The organism is uncultured Actinobacillus sp. (genome assembly GCF_945915845.1).
In the GTDB taxonomy this organism is placed as follows: Bacteria; Pseudomonadota; Gammaproteobacteria; order Enterobacterales; family Pasteurellaceae; genus Exercitatus.
Genome location: NZ_CAMEFX010000047.1, coordinates 1 through 14,095 on the forward strand (window position 1 = coordinate 1; position 14,095 = coordinate 14,095).

A 14,095-nucleotide genomic window follows, 5' to 3' on the forward strand; every position below is an offset into this window, starting at 1 on the left:
TAATTTAGGTGCAATGTACTACAACGGGCAAGGCGTTCGTCAAGATAAATCAAAAGCAAAGTATTATTGGGGTTTGGCTTGCGATAATGGCGACCAAATGGGGTGTGATAATTATCGAAAACTCAGCGAACAGGGGTACTAATTAACGTGAAACCTAATAAAAACCATTTTGGGGTAGTAGTCAGTATTTTGGCTGCTGCGTTATTGGCGTTTAGTATTGAAGCACTTTTTCACAGGTATAAAACGGAAGGCACTTGGAATGCTGCGACTTCGGTGTTTACGATTTTGGGGGGATTAATCACAGTGGGTACAGTAGTATCTGCTGTGCTAAGAGAAAAAAGAGGAATTTGATCAGCCAATAATCTTTTCTAATGCTAAAGATTATTTTGGTCTCTCTTGTGATATGGGAAATCAAGCCGGTTGTGATAAATATGCGGAGTTAAATTCTAAATAAACAAAGGACACCCAATGATCTGAACCTAATAAGTTAGTCACATTTAGTTCAAGGACTGAGTTCTGTATTCCACAGGACTTAGTCCTTTTAGTTTCACTTGGATATGTTTATGATTGTCATAATGAATAGAGGTTTGTCAGCAGTCAAAAGGCAACTTAATCGTTGCCTTTTTTGTATTTTAAGTGCGGTCAAAATCTTAAGGTTTTGGAGAATAGTAACCACCCATTGCACTATAAATCGCATTTTCATTTTGAATAACGCTATATTTTGCATTCAAAATGGCGACCTGTGATGTTTTTTCCGTATTCGCCGCGTTTAACCATTCACGTAATTCAGATACACCTGCATCATAACGATTTTTGTAGTATTGGGTAATACGTTTATCGTAGTCATATTTTTGTGCTAAATTACGGTAATTTTGCAAAGATTGGTTATAGGCAAAATAGTAGGTGTCCACTTCATTTAAGGCTGTAGTAATGCCTTTTTCATAGTTTAGACGCGCGGTTTCATAAGCCGCTTCTGAAATTTTTACATTCCATTTAACATGGTTCCAATCTAAGAAAGGCAAACTAATGCCTAATGTTCCCGTTGCTGTTGGATTTTCAAAAGCATTACTGACTTTATTGTTGCTTGATGACATCGAACCACCGAGTGAAATGGTTGGGAACCAAGATTTTTGCATCGCTTTAGCATCTTTAAATGCACTGCTTAAACGGAATAAATTACCTTTAACATCAGGACGATTGGCGATAGTTGCCACAGGTACATTTAAATTTACCTCAGTATTTTTCACATTCAGAATATGTGGGAAAGTAATATTTAACGCTTCTGTGGGTTTTAAATTTAAAAGATTACGTAAAGTTTGTTCTGCCGTTTTACGTTGAGTTTCGTATGAAATTAAATTATTACGTGCCATTAATACAGCTTGTGTTGCCTGATCCGTACTTGCACGATCGCCCACACCTGCATTTAAGCGTTTTTGCATAATATCGTTAATACGGCTGTAGTAATCAATGGTTTCATTGGTTGCCGCAATCGCATCATTTAAATAAGCAATTTGATAATAGGTGACAACTACCGAGTTAATCAATGAAAGGCGTGTGGCTTCTAAATCTTGTTGGGTGGCCTTATAGTTCCATTCTCCTGCATCAGCAGCATCCGCCAAACGGCGCCATAAATCCAATGTGTAGCTGACACTTAATGAGCCGCTGTGTTTGATCGTTGAATTGGTATGCGTATCAGTGGCACGACTTGCCGATGAGCTTGTTGAACCATTAAAGTTTGGTACTAATTCTGCACCTAATAAATTTGCTTGATAAAGTGCAGAGTTCACGGAAATCGCAGCTTTTGCTAAATCTTTGTTATTGAGTAAAGCTTGTTCAACAACGCGATTTAATTGCGGATCATTGTATAACGACCACCAATTTTCTTTTACATGATATTGATTGGTGATTTCCTCATATTGTTTATAATCATTCCGGCTGGCTTGATAGCTGTCGCTGATATTGGCACAACCCACTAATGCAGTTGAAAGTGCAACACCTAGGGCGATTTTGCTGAATTTTAGCATAAAGATTTCCTTGAAAAGATGAAAAAGTGCGGTCAGAAATTTGAATTTTTTAACCGCACTTTAGAGGTTAATTAGTTACTGAACGTTCGTTCATTTTTGTTTTGCCTATTCTATCAAAAAAATAAAATAATGCTACTTATTCACGAGCTAATGCTGTAATTGGATCGAGTTGAGCCGCTTTTTTCGCCGGCATATACCCAAATACCACGCCAATCAGTGTTGAAAACAACACGGCTGCAACAATAGAGAAGACCGAGAATGACATCATAAAATCCGTAATAAAGGCATTAAATAAAGTGCCGATAATAAAAGAAAGCAAAATCCCCGACACACCACCAATCATACAAATTAATATCGCTTCAATTAAAAATTGCTGCAAAATATTGCTACGTCTTGCTCCAATGGCCATTCTAACCCCTATTTCTTTGGTGCGTTCAGTCACCGAAACCAGCATAATATTCATTACACCAATTCCCCCAACAATTAAGGAAATAAAGGCAATGGATGATATTAACAGTTTCATTGTCCCCGTGGTGCTTTCAATGGTTTGCTTAATGGTATCGCTATTCATAATAAAGAAATCTTTTTTACCATGGCGTAATGTCAAATATTCCGTAAGGCTTTTTTCTGCTACGGTGGTATTGACATTATCTTTAATTTTTACGGTAATCGATCCAATTTTTGTTCCCCCTGTCACTTTATTCATAACTGTTGTATAAGGTGCATAAATATTGAGAGAACTGCTCGCACCACCCATTTGTCTATCTGTCACAACACCGATAATACGGAATGGACGTTTAGCAAACATCACGATTTTACCCAGTGGATCTTCATTGGGAAAAATAGATTTTTGTGCACTCTCATCTAATAACGCGACTTGAGCATTTTCTGCGACTTCTTGTGCGGTAATAGAACGTCCTTGTTTCAATTTCATTCCTTCGACATCAAAATATTGCTCACCGATCCCTTTGAGATTTGTGGAAGTAAAAGACTTGTTACCATAAATCAACAATCCACTTGAGGAACTGTTAGGGGTGACGCTTTGCACATACCCTTGTTTGGCTAGCGCATTCGCATCATTGACGGTTAAATTCTGCATTTGTTCTGCACGGCGATCCCCAAAACCGGTACCATTAAAAATAGTCATGGTGTTGGTGCCTAATCCATTAATATTAGATAGAATTTTTTGCTGCGAACCATTACCCAAAGCCACAACGGATACCACAGAGGTAATCCCAATAATAATTCCCAGCATGGTGAGTAGTGATCGCATTTTGTGGGCAAGAATCGCCCCAACCGACATGCGAAAAGCTTCGATCAACTGATCTTTACTAAAACCAAAACGTGGTGCAGAAACTGTTTCAGTTTTGACCGCGCTTTTTACGCTTTCCTTTTGGCTATCACCAATAATTTCACCATCTTTAATTTCGATCACACGATTAGCTTGTGCTGCAATATCACGGTCATGAGTAACCATAATAATGGTATGTCCTTCCTGATGTAGTTGGCGCAAAATTTGCATCACATTTTGCCCACTTGTGCTGTCTAACGCCCCTGTGGGTTCATCCGCAAGAATAATTTCGCCCCCGTTCATTAAGGCGCGTGCAATACTGACACGTTGTTGTTGACCGCCTGAGAGCTGGTTAGGTTTATTTTGTGCCTTGTTTTCTAATCCCAATTTAGCCAATAATTCCTGAGCCTGAACAAGGCGTTCAGTTTGTGCCATACCGGCATAAATGGCAGGCAAAGCCACATTTTCTTGTGCGGTTAAAGAAGAGAGTAGATTATAGCGTTGAAAAATAAATCCAAATTTTTGGCTGCGTAAATCAGAAAGTTGATCGGCTGACAATTCCACCGTTTCTTTACCATCAATTTTATAGGAACCGCTAGTTGCGGTATCTAAACAGCCAATAATATTCATCAAGGTAGATTTTCCGGACCCTGATTGCCCAATAATGGCAACAAAATCTCCTTTTTCTACGGTCAAGGAAACATCTTTTAAAATATGGACGCGGTTTTCTCCTTCGTCGAAATAACGATTTAATTGTTTGATTTCAATAATATTCATAAAAATTTACCGTTTTTTCACCGCACTTTAGAACATCCGTGGACCGCGCAGACTATTACCGACTTTCTCTCCGGCAGCAACTTGTGACACGATCACTTTTTCACCTTCCAGCAAGCCTGATTTAATTTCTGTGTGAAAATCATTTTGAACCCCAATTTCCACTTCACGTTCTTCCGCTTGATTTTGTTCATTAAGTACATGTACGAAATATTTCTGACCTATTTTCTGTAACGCCATATTTGATACAGCCAATACATTTTGGGCAGTTGCAATTTTAATGGTATTTTCTGTTGTCATACCAATACGCAAAATACCTTCAGGATTGTCCACTTCCATATTGGCATAATAATAGACCGCGGAAGTAGAGGATGACGAAGATGAGCTACTAGAAGCCGTTGATGAGGCATCTGTGTCCGTTGTGGTCGCAGGATCTACGCTATCAATTGTGGCGTGATATTTAGTTTGATTATCCGATAAAATGGTAAATTCCACTTCTTGACCCGCTTTGACTTTGGTAATATCGCCTTCGGAAATTTCTGGTTTGATGAGCATTTTTTGCAAATTAGCCACGGTAACGATAGTCGGGGTCGTCTGATTAGCATTCACCGTTTGTCCCTCCGAAATAGGCGTAGAAATGACCGTGCCGTCAATAGGCGAAGTGATTTTTGTATAGCCCACATTGGTTTCAGCGGTATTCACTTCAATTTCAGCCTGTTTAATGGATTCTTGCAACGCATCAATTTCCGCTTTAGCGGCATCAAGACTGTTTTTAGCAGAATTGAGTTCATCCAATGACGTAGCCTGTAATTTATAAAGTTTAGCCAATCGAGTATAGCTAGATTGCGCGACGTTATAGGCTGTTTGTTTCGCTTTGAGTTGAGCTTGATAACTCGCTAACGCGGCTTTTGCTTTGTTGAGTGCATTGAGCTGTGTGGTTGAGTCAATTTCTGCAATCATCTCACCTTTTTTCACGTTTTGTCCCAGTTTCACGTAAAGTTTCATGATTTTACCCGAAACTTGCGCCCCTACATCCACTTCATTTGAGCTCTGAATAGAGCCGGAAGCCACCACTGTTTTTTCCACGTTTGTACGCATCACATTTTCAGTGAGATAAGTGGGGGTAGATTTATCTTGGGATATAAAAAAATAAGTGCTACCAAGTAATATTGCTGTTAGCAAAAGTGCAGTTGTTTTTTTTCTTTTCATAAATATTTCCGATATTAAAAAATAAACAGACCCTAGCTATGACCATCATTTTAAACCATTGTTCATAATGAAGTAGAGTTTAGCCTATATATTCTACTATATAACCAAGGGGAATCTAATGGTACTTTAAATTTTTCCATAAAACCTGTAAAATGAATCAAATTTTTCAACGAATAAAAAAAGACTTATGACTACTGAACATATTGATGTAAACAACGAAGAACATCGCCCAACAAACTTTATTCGTCAAATTATTGATGAAGATCTTGCTAGTGGTAAACATCATAACGTGTACACGCGTTTTCCACCTGAGCCTAACGGTTATTTACACATTGGTCATGCAAAATCAATTTGCTTAAACTTTGGTATTGCAAAAGATTATCAAGGTTTGTGTAATTTGCGCTTTGATGACACCAATCCGGTTAAAGAAGATGTAGAATATGTGGATTCTATCAAACAAGATGTAGAATGGTTAGGTTTTAAATGGAATGGGGAAGTGCGTTATGCTTCTGACTATTTTGACCAACTTTATGGCTATGCGATTGAATTAATCAATAAAGGTTTAGCCTATGTTGACGAACTTTCGCCTGAAGAAATGCGCGAATATCGTGGAACATTAACGGAAGCCGGTAAAAACAGTCCTTATCGTGATCGCAGCGTAGAAGAAAATTTGGCGTTATTTGAAAAAATGAAAAACGGCGAATTTGAAGAAGGCAAAGCCTGTTTACGCGCCAAAATTGATATGGCTTCGCCATTTATGGTAATGCGCGATCCGGTGCTTTATCGCGTGAAATTTGCGAGCCATCACCAAACCGGTGACAAATGGTGCATTTATCCAATGTACGATTTTACCCATTGTATTTCGGATGCCCTTGAGCGTATTACGCATTCATTGTGTACATTAGAATTCCAAGATAACCGCCGTTTATACGACTGGGTACTCGAGCATATTTCTATTGAACGTCCATTACCACACCAATATGAATTTTCGCGTTTAAATTTAGAAGGCACGTTAACCTCTAAACGTAAATTACTAAAATTAGTTGAAGAGGGTGTTGTGGACGGTTGGAACGATCCGCGTATGCCAACTATCTCCGGTTTACGTCGTCGTGGTTATACGCCGGCGTCTTTGCGTGAATTTTGTCGCCGTATTGGTGTCACTAAACAAGATAACGTCGTCGAATATTCCGCGCTTGAAAGTTGTATCCGTGATGATTTAAATGTCAATGCACCACGTGCAATGGCAGTGATCAATCCATTAAAAATTGTGATTGAAAACCTAGAAAATAGCGAAATGTTGACCGCGCCTAATCATCCAAATCGCGAAGAACTGGGCACACGTCAATTACCGTTCACCCAAGAACTTTATATTGACCAAGCCGACTTCCGCGAAGAAGCGAACAAACAATACAAACGCTTAGTGTTAGGCAAAGAAGTGCGTTTACGTAATGCTTACGTGATCAAAGCAGAACGAGTAGAAAAAGACGCAGAAGGCAATATCATTTGTGTTTATTGTACTTACGATCCTGAAACTCTCGGTAAAAATCCGGCAGATGGTCGTAAAGTTAAAGGGGTTATCCAATGGGTTTCTGCAACAGACAATCACCCGGCAGAATTCCGCCAATACGGCCGTTTATTTGATATGCCAAACCCTGGGGCAGAAGAAGACATTATTGCTGCAATTAATCCACATTCATTAGTGGTAAAACATGGTGTAGTAGAAAAAAGTCTAGGCAATGCTGAAGCTGAAAAAGCTTATCAATTTGAACGAGAAGGTTATTACTGTGCAGATAGCAAAGATAGTCACCCGGAACATTTGGTCTTTAACTTGACCGTTAGCCTAAAAGAAGGATTTTAATTCATGAAAAAGTTATTTTTAATCGCCATCACAGCAACTTTTGTTGCAGCTTGTTCACAACCGAAAGATATTTATTTTAACGGTTCGGATGGTTCTCATTCAGGCTTAAAATACGACAAAGCAAGCGGCAGTTTTGGTGTTAATCACTAAAGCAGACTAGAGCAATGTTAAGTGCGGTCAAATTTGACCGCATTTCTTTTTAATTTCATACAAATTTTAACTATGACAAAATTTTGGGAAACAAAATCACTCACAGAAATGACTACTGACGAGTGGGAAGCCTTATGTGATGGCTGTGGAAAATGTTGTTATCGTAAATTTATTGAAGGGCGAGGGCGGCGAGAAAAACTCTATTACACCCGAATTGCTTGCGACTTGTTAGATTTAAAAACAGGGAAGTGTGGTGATTATTTAAATCGTTTTAAATTAGACACCGAATGTACAAAGTTGACTAAAAAAAACTTGCCACAATTTAGTTGGCTACCTAAAACCTGCGCTTATCGTTTGCTTTATGAAGGCAAGCCTTTATTCGATTGGCACCCTTTAATTTCAGGCAATCCTCATTCCGTGCGATTGGCACATATCCCCATCATGAACGGTGTTCATGAAAAAGATGTGATTGATTGGTTTGATTTTGTGGTTGATGAGCATTAAAGTAGAAAATTGGTAAGAAGCATGAGTTTTGAGTGAATTTGTTCCATGAAAAACCCTTTTGTGCTTACAAAAGGGCTTCGTACAATAGTTTGTATTAATTCAATCAATTATGCGCGTTTGAAATCAATATGAACTAATTTTGGTTTGAATGGGTGACGTTGCATTGCTTGAACTTTAACTGCAACTTCTTTACCCTCGATAACCAATGTGATCACGTCTGAATAGAAAGAATCGTGAACTTGTGCGTTGTTTAATTCATCGTGGCTTAATACGATTGAAACTGGTGCTTCTTTACCACCGTAAACGATAGCAGGAATTTGACCATTGTGACGCAGGCGGCGGCTCGCACCCTTACCTTGCGCTGTACGAACTTCAGCGTTAAATTTAAATGCCATTTTAATTTTCTCTTTAAGTAAGATTAAGATAGACAGAAATTGCAGGCGACCCAGCAATCTCCCATAATTCGCTCGATAACATATCGAGAGACGCGGATTATAATGAATTATCGAATTAAATGCAAATTTAAACTGGTAATTTAAAACGATAAAAGGCAAAATAAACACCAATTTCATCTCAGAGGTTGTTATGGATTTACTAGTTAGTTTTTTCACTGATTACGGCTATTGGGCTGTGCTTTTTGTGCTTATTATTTGTGGTTTTGGTGTTCCTATCCCTGAAGATATTACGCTTGTTTCAGGCGGGATTATTGCAGGGCTTTATCCTGAAAGTATTAACGTTCATATTATGCTTGCTGTGTCTATGTTCGGGGTTTTAGCAGGTGATAGTACAATGTATTGGCTAGGACGAATTTATGGGGTAAAAATTTTGCGTTTCCGCCCAATGCGCAAAATCCTCACTTTACAACGTTTGCGCATGGTGCGTGAAAAATTTGATAAATATGGCAACCGAGTCTTATTTGTGGCGCGTTTTTTACCGGGTTTACGCGCGCCAATTTATATGGTTTCAGGTATCACACGTCGAGTAAGTTATATCCGATTCTTACTATTAGATTTCTTTGCAGCCATTATTTCTGTGCCAATTTGGGTTTATTTGGGCGAGCATGGTGCCAACAACCGTGAATGGTTGGCGGAACAGATTAAAACAGGACAGTCAGGGGTTTATGTGATCATTGGTTTGGTTGCTGCATTCGTTGGTTGGAAAGTTTACAAAGCGCGTAAAGAGAAAAATAGTCACAAATCTCATTAAATTTTTGAATTTATACCAATCCGTAAGCAATAACAATAGTATGGATTGGTGAAAGAGACTAAAGGTATCGCAGTTACACAAGATTGAGTGAGAACAAATGGCATTTTTCGATACACATACCCATTTAGACTACCTGCATCAATTTACCCAAGAACCCTTGGAAAATTTAGTACAAAATGCACTTTCTGCGGGGGTGGAAAAATTACTTGTTGTCGCGGTGTTACAACGAGATTTTGAAACCATTAAAAATCTGACCGCGCTTTTTCCTGAGCATTTACGCTATGGATTAGGCTTGCATCCTCTTTACATAAAAGAACATATTTTGACGGATTTGGAGATATTGGAACAATATCTGTCACAACGTCACAATAATTTAACTGCCGTAGCAGAAATCGGTTTGGAACGTGCTATACCTGAATTAACGGCAGAGTTGGTTTGGAAAAAACAATGCCAATTTTTTGAAGCACAACTCTATTTAGCCCAAAAATATCAATTGCCAGTAAATTTACATAGCCGCAAGACCCACGAACAACTTTTTACTTTTTTAAAACGCATTGACGTCGCAAGAAAAGGGGTTGTGCATGGTTTTGCCGGCAGTTATGACCAGGCCAAACGCTTTGTGGATTTAGGCTATAAAATAGGTGTTGGCGGTACAATTACTTACGAACGCGCCAATAAGACAAGGCAAGCAATAAGCAAACTCCCACTCGATGCGTTATTGTTTGAGACCGACAGCCCGGATATGCCTGTTTTTGGTTTTCAAGGGCAACCGAATCGTCCTGAGCGTATGGTCAATGTATTTCAGGCTTTGTGTGAATTACGAACAGAACCGCCAGAACAAATTCAAGAGACTATTTGGCATAATTCCGTTGATTTATTTGGTTAAAACATTGGTGTAAAAGAAATAGATTGCCCATCATTGGTCACTCGATAAACCTGTTGATTTGCCGAACCTCGCCAAATTAAGGCAGGATCGGCTTTTTCTTGCTCAAATTTGCCGTCTATGATGACATCAATATAAGGCAACATTTGACGTTGTTTTTCATCCAATTCATCAATTTGATAGCCAGTCCACAGCCAAATATCTTTATCGGGACATTCGCGTTTAATACGTTGTACAAAGGGTAACAGCGTTTCAATATTGTTAGGGTGCATTGGGTCACCGCCTGAAAGGGTTAAGCCTTGGCGTTTAATCCGCGTATCTTTTAAGTCCTTGATAATCTGTTCTTCCATCGCCGTATCAAATTTTACACCGGCGGAAAATGACCAACTTTTTTGGTTATAGCAACCTTTACAGCCGTGGGTACAGCCACTGACAAAAAGTGTACAACGCGTACCTTCGCCGTTGATAATGTCGACAGGGTAGTATTGGAGGTAGTTCATAGTGTTTGTTAAGTTATATCGTAAACCTACTTTTCTTTACTCGTGTAAAGAAAAGTAGGCAAAAGAAACACGCCCCGATTTTGTCGCTTTTTCCTTTTTTACCATTGATTTTCTTCACGCTAAATTCCTAAACTCGCTTCGCTCAAACAGACGGAATTTAGCTAAAAATCAATGGTAAAAAAGGGCGCCAAAGACGGGGATCCCATTTTTATCGAGCGTTCAATTAAAAGTGCGGTTAAAAAATTTTAATATCTGAATTAGTCATTCAAAATTACAAATCAAAGCAACAGACAGGTGCCCCTTTTGCCGCCTGAAAATTGCTAAATTTGTAGAAAAATAAGTTTGTTTGAGCGAAGCGAGTTTACTTATTTTTCGTTAAACAAATTTAGTAATTTTCGGGAAACAAGGCAAATCAGGGTCGCCTTTCTTTGGTTACTTTCTTGCACGAGCAAGAAAGTAACATAAAACGTCATAAATGCTTCACTCTACGTTTCACCTCTTCCTGTTTACCCGGATTAAACGGACGCGCATCAGGGCTACCAAGGTAACCGCAAACGCGGCGAGTTACCGATACTTTTTCGCTATCATGATTACCACATTTCGGACAGGTGAAACCTTTACTGGTGCATTCAAATTCCCCTGTAAAGCCACATTCATAACATTCGTCAATCGGCGTATTTGTACCGTAATAAGGCACGCGGTCATAGGCATAATCCCAAACATCTTCTAAGGCTTTTAAATTATGCTGTACATTCGGGTATTCGCCATAGCAAATAAAACCACCGCTTGCCAGCGCAGGGTAAGGCATTTCAAAGTCCAATTTATCGTATGGATTGACTTTTTTCTCTACATCCAAATGATAACTGTTGGTGTAGTAGCCTTTATCTGTAACGCCGTCAATCACGCCAAATTGTTTCGTATCCAAACGACAGAAGCGGTCGCAAAGATTTTCGCTTGGGGTAGAGTAAAGACTAAACGCGTAGCCTGTTTCCGCCGTCCAAGCTTTTGTCGCTTGGTTTAAGCGTTCCACAATTTTTAGGGCTTTTTCACGCAAGACATCGCTATCAAACACATGACCTTGATGATAAAGGGCGTTAATGGTTTCATGGATGCCGATATAGCCTAAAGAAATGGACGCACGTCCGTTTTTGAAAATATCCGCCACATAATCATCGGCTTTCAAACGCACACCACAAGCCCCTTCCATATAAAGAATTGGTGCAACGCGCGCTTTGGTATTTTCAAGGCGGGCAATTCGTGTCATTAAGGCTTTCTTCGCTATCTGCAAGCGTTGATCCAATATTTCAAAGAAACGTTGTTCATCTTGATGCGCTTCTAAGGCAACGCGCGGTAAATTCAAACTTACCACCCCTAAATTGTTGCGCCCATCATGAATTTCCTGCCCATTTTCTTCGTATTTTCCTAAGAAACTACGACAGCCCATGGGGGCTTTAAACGACCCTGTCACTTTAACCACTTGGTCATAATTCAAAATATCAGGATACATTCGTTTTGACGCACATTCTAAGGCTAATTTTTTAATATCATAATTAGGATCTGCCGGGGATTGGTTTACGCCTTTTTTAATCGTAAACACAAGTTTAGGAAATACCGGGGTTTTATGATTTTTACCTAAACCACACAGGCGATTTTTCAAAATAGAACGTTGAATTAAACGTTCTTGCCAACTTAATCCTAACCCAAAACCAAATGTCACAAAGGGCGTTTGACCGTTAGCAGTATGTAGCGTATTAACTTCATACTCCAAGGATTGGAATGCGTCATAACATTCTTTCTCAATCAACGCATCCGCATAGGCTTTAGGGTCAGGAATTTGCCATTTTTCTGCGGTGTTTAGCAATTTTTCATAGCTAATTTGCACATAAGGAGCAAGAACTTCATCGATGCGATTAATGGTTGTGCCGCCATAAATATGGCTTGCCACTTGCGCAATGATTTGTGCCGTCACGGCTGTTGCCGTACCGATAGATTTGGGAGGTTCAATTTCGGCATTGCCCATTTTAAAACCTTGGGTGAGCATGCCTTTTAAATCCACTAACATACAGTTAAACATCGGGAAAAATGGGGCATAATCTAAATCATGATAATGAATTTCGCCACGTTCATGGGCCTCTACCACGTCTTTCGGTAACAAATATTGCTTCGCGTAATGTTTTGCCACGATCCCTGCCAATAAGTCTCGTTGAGTAGGAATCACTTTCGAGTCTTTATTGGCATTTTCATTTAACACAGCCATATTCGTTTGTTCAATTAACCCTTCAATTTCTTTGGTTAATTGACTACGTTTTTCTCGCGCTAAATCACGATCGTGGCGATATTCAATATAAGCTCTCGCCACTTGCGGATATTCACTTGCCATCAACTTGTTTTCTACAATTTGTTGAATATGGCTAATATCAATTTCTTGGCCGTAATGGTTAAAAATATCCTCAAAAACCTGTTGAGCGATATGATGATAATAACGCTCATCTTCCACAGAAACGGCTTTTGCTGCTTTTTTAATAGCGTTAATAATGCGTTGAATTTCAAAGCCGGCGCGAGAACCGTCTCGTTTAATAACGTAGAATGAAGACATGATAAATACCTATATGTTGTGTTTTAAAATTTTAGAGAACACTATATATAGTTTTATTTTTTATATCAACCCTAAAAAAAGTAGAAGAAATCACTAAATAGGCGATTTTACGCAGATTAAACACACAAGATATTGTGTTTAATCCTAGATCTAATGCGGTTTTGCTCACTTTTTGATAACGAATATCAAAGTGCGGTGAAAAATTTTCATATTTTCACCGCACTTAATTAATGTTTGACATGTTATAATGCTTGCTAGAATTCATAGAACAGGAATCAATATGCAAACTTATTTAAAAGATCTACGCTGGGGGCGGTTTAATCTTATTCAAGGAGACTTTATTAGCGATATTGCCTCCAGTTATGGTGAATGGTCTGAAGCGGAAGTGATGATTTTTAAATTATTACTTTCTGATGCCTCAAATGTAATTGAGGTCGGTTCAAATATAGGAATGCATGCTGTTCCCTTAGCAAAATTTGCCTCTCAAGGAAAAGTACTTTGCTTTGAACCACAACGCATTATTTTTCAACAACTTTGCTGTAATTTGGCATTAAATAATTTGGTTAATGTAGAAAGTTACCGTTTGGGTGTGAGTGATGAAAATACGCAAGCATGGATTGAAACGAGCGATTATAGCCAGCCTTGGAACTATGGTAGTTTTTCTATTGATAAAGGATTTAGCACTGAAAGCGAGTTTCAAGGACAAATCCTAAAAGAAGAAATTGGCATCATTAAATTAGATGATTTTGTACCGGTACAACGCTTAACCTCTCTTGATTTACTCAAAATTGATGCGGAAGGTTTCGATCTTCGTGTGCTTAACGGTGCTACAGAAACTATAAAACGCACACAACCCGCTATTTTTATTGAATCCCATTACCACTCTGTTGATGGTATTTTAGATTATCTTCGTGAGATAAATTATCAGGCGTATTGGATAATCTCAGATCGTTATCAGGAAAATAATTTTTATCAATCACCACAAATAGAATATGGCTGGGATATAAATTTATTGGCAATTCCCACATCTTGGAGCTACACTTCTACAGAACAGAACAGAACAGAACAGAACAGAACAGAACAGAACAGAACAGAACAGA

General features: G+C 38.8%; 13 protein-coding genes and 1 pseudogene. 7 read left to right on the top strand and 7 right to left on the bottom strand.

Translation table 11 applies throughout. The annotated features are described in order from the left end of the window. The first annotated feature begins 13 nt into the window (after positions 1-13). Entirely contained in the window at positions 14-142 is a 129-nt protein-coding gene (locus Q0O89_RS09095) for an SEL1-like repeat protein (RefSeq protein ID WP_293731417.1), read from the top strand. A 355-nt stretch (positions 143-497) separates the two neighbouring features. Here Q0O89_RS09095 and Q0O89_RS09100 read toward each other — a convergent pair. From Q0O89_RS09100 to Q0O89_RS09115, 4 genes and pseudogenes are all read right to left on the bottom strand, one after another. Further along, positions 498-581 (bottom strand): annotated as a pseudogene (locus Q0O89_RS09100) (IS3 family transposase); the annotation flags it as partial. Between the two features lie 69 nt (positions 582-650). Beyond that, positions 651-2,024 carry a TolC family protein gene (locus tag Q0O89_RS09105; RefSeq protein WP_293731406.1) on the bottom strand — a complete coding sequence of 458 codons (1,374 nt, stop codon included), beginning with the start codon at positions 2,022-2,024 and terminating at the stop codon, positions 651-653. 136 nt (positions 2,025-2,160) lie between these two features. Beyond that, positions 2,161-4,092: a MacB family efflux pump subunit gene (locus Q0O89_RS09110; protein WP_293731407.1), complete on the bottom strand. Its 1,932-nt coding sequence runs from the start codon at positions 4,090-4,092 to the stop codon at positions 2,161-2,163. A gap of 27 nt (positions 4,093-4,119) precedes the next feature. Beyond that, positions 4,120-5,298 (bottom strand): efflux RND transporter periplasmic adaptor subunit, encoded by a 1,179-nt coding sequence (locus Q0O89_RS09115; RefSeq protein WP_293731408.1) that lies wholly within the window; start codon positions 5,296-5,298, stop codon positions 4,120-4,122. 187 nt (positions 5,299-5,485) lie between these two features. Between Q0O89_RS09115 and glnS the strand changes: the two genes are divergently transcribed. From glnS to Q0O89_RS09130, 3 genes are all read left to right on the top strand, one after another. Continuing rightward, a complete protein-coding gene (gene glnS / locus Q0O89_RS09120) occupies positions 5,486-7,156 on the top strand; it encodes a glutamine--tRNA ligase (protein ID WP_293731409.1) in 1,671 nt (556 codons plus the stop codon). Positions 7,157-7,159: 3 nt separating this feature from the next. Further along, complete coding sequence (locus Q0O89_RS09125; protein ID WP_293731410.1) at positions 7,160-7,306, top strand: hypothetical protein; 147 nt, start codon at positions 7,160-7,162, stop codon at positions 7,304-7,306. Positions 7,307-7,378: 72 nt separating this feature from the next. After that, complete coding sequence (locus Q0O89_RS09130) at positions 7,379-7,810, top strand: YcgN family cysteine cluster protein (protein WP_293731411.1); 432 nt, start codon at positions 7,379-7,381, stop codon at positions 7,808-7,810. A gap of 107 nt (positions 7,811-7,917) precedes the next feature. Here Q0O89_RS09130 and rplY read toward each other — a convergent pair whose 3' ends face one another. Continuing rightward, complete coding sequence (rplY, locus tag Q0O89_RS09135) at positions 7,918-8,205, bottom strand: 50S ribosomal protein L25 (RefSeq protein ID WP_135710534.1); 288 nt, start codon at positions 8,203-8,205, stop codon at positions 7,918-7,920. Positions 8,206-8,395: 190 nt separating this feature from the next. On the opposite strand from rplY, the gene Q0O89_RS09140 reads away from it, so the two are divergent. Together Q0O89_RS09140 and Q0O89_RS09145 are read left to right on the top strand one after the other, a co-directional pair. Continuing rightward, complete coding sequence (locus tag Q0O89_RS09140; protein ID WP_293731412.1) at positions 8,396-9,016, top strand: DedA family protein; 621 nt, start codon at positions 8,396-8,398, stop codon at positions 9,014-9,016. A gap of 97 nt (positions 9,017-9,113) precedes the next feature. After that, positions 9,114-9,902 carry a TatD family hydrolase gene (locus Q0O89_RS09145; protein ID WP_293731413.1) on the top strand — a complete coding sequence of 263 codons (789 nt, stop codon included), beginning with the start codon at positions 9,114-9,116 and terminating at the stop codon, positions 9,900-9,902. Here Q0O89_RS09145 and nrdG read toward each other — a convergent pair. Next, the gene (gene nrdG, locus Q0O89_RS09150) at positions 9,899-10,399 is read right to left on the bottom strand and encodes an anaerobic ribonucleoside-triphosphate reductase-activating protein (protein ID WP_293731414.1); all 501 of its coding nucleotides are present in this window, start codon (positions 10,397-10,399) and stop codon (positions 9,899-9,901) included. The two genes, Q0O89_RS09145 and nrdG, sit on opposite strands and share 4 nt — an antisense overlap. Positions 10,400-10,868: 469 nt before the next feature. Further along, positions 10,869-12,995 carry an anaerobic ribonucleoside-triphosphate reductase gene (gene nrdD, locus Q0O89_RS09155; protein WP_293731415.1) on the bottom strand — a complete coding sequence of 709 codons (2,127 nt, stop codon included), beginning with the start codon at positions 12,993-12,995 and terminating at the stop codon, positions 10,869-10,871. Between the two features lie 280 nt (positions 12,996-13,275). Between nrdD and Q0O89_RS09160 the strand changes: the two genes are divergently transcribed. Continuing rightward, positions 13,276-14,095: FkbM family methyltransferase (locus Q0O89_RS09160; RefSeq protein ID WP_293731416.1), on the top strand; the 820-nt coding region annotated here is incomplete at its 3' end.

What these genes read in the sequence shown, in the direction of transcription:
- Q0O89_RS09105 (WP_293731406.1), bottom strand. Translation starts at nt 2,024, where the DNA reads ATGCTAAAATTCAGCAAAATCGCCCTAGGTGTTGCACTTTCAACTGCA.
- nrdG (WP_293731414.1), bottom strand. Translation starts at nt 10,399, where the DNA reads ATGAACTACCTCCAATACTACCCTGTCGACATTATCAACGGCGAAGGT.
- rplY (WP_135710534.1), bottom strand. Translation starts at nt 8,205, where the DNA reads ATGGCATTTAAATTTAACGCTGAAGTTCGTACAGCGCAAGGTAAGGGT.
- Q0O89_RS09140 (WP_293731412.1), top strand. Translation starts at nt 8,396, where the DNA reads ATGGATTTACTAGTTAGTTTTTTCACTGATTACGGCTATTGGGCTGTG.
- Q0O89_RS09115 (WP_293731408.1), bottom strand. Translation starts at nt 5,298, where the DNA reads ATGAAAAGAAAAAAAACAACTGCACTTTTGCTAACAGCAATATTACTT.
- Q0O89_RS09125 (WP_293731410.1), top strand. Translation starts at nt 7,160, where the DNA reads ATGAAAAAGTTATTTTTAATCGCCATCACAGCAACTTTTGTTGCAGCT.
- Q0O89_RS09095 (WP_293731417.1), top strand. Translation starts at nt 14, where the DNA reads ATGTACTACAACGGGCAAGGCGTTCGTCAAGATAAATCAAAAGCAAAG.
- glnS (WP_293731409.1), top strand. Translation starts at nt 5,486, where the DNA reads ATGACTACTGAACATATTGATGTAAACAACGAAGAACATCGCCCAACA.
- Q0O89_RS09145 (WP_293731413.1), top strand. Translation starts at nt 9,114, where the DNA reads ATGGCATTTTTCGATACACATACCCATTTAGACTACCTGCATCAATTT.
- Q0O89_RS09110 (WP_293731407.1), bottom strand. Translation starts at nt 4,092, where the DNA reads ATGAATATTATTGAAATCAAACAATTAAATCGTTATTTCGACGAAGGA.
- nrdD (WP_293731415.1), bottom strand. Translation starts at nt 12,995, where the DNA reads ATGTCTTCATTCTACGTTATTAAACGAGACGGTTCTCGCGCCGGCTTT.
- Q0O89_RS09130 (WP_293731411.1), top strand. Translation starts at nt 7,379, where the DNA reads ATGACAAAATTTTGGGAAACAAAATCACTCACAGAAATGACTACTGAC.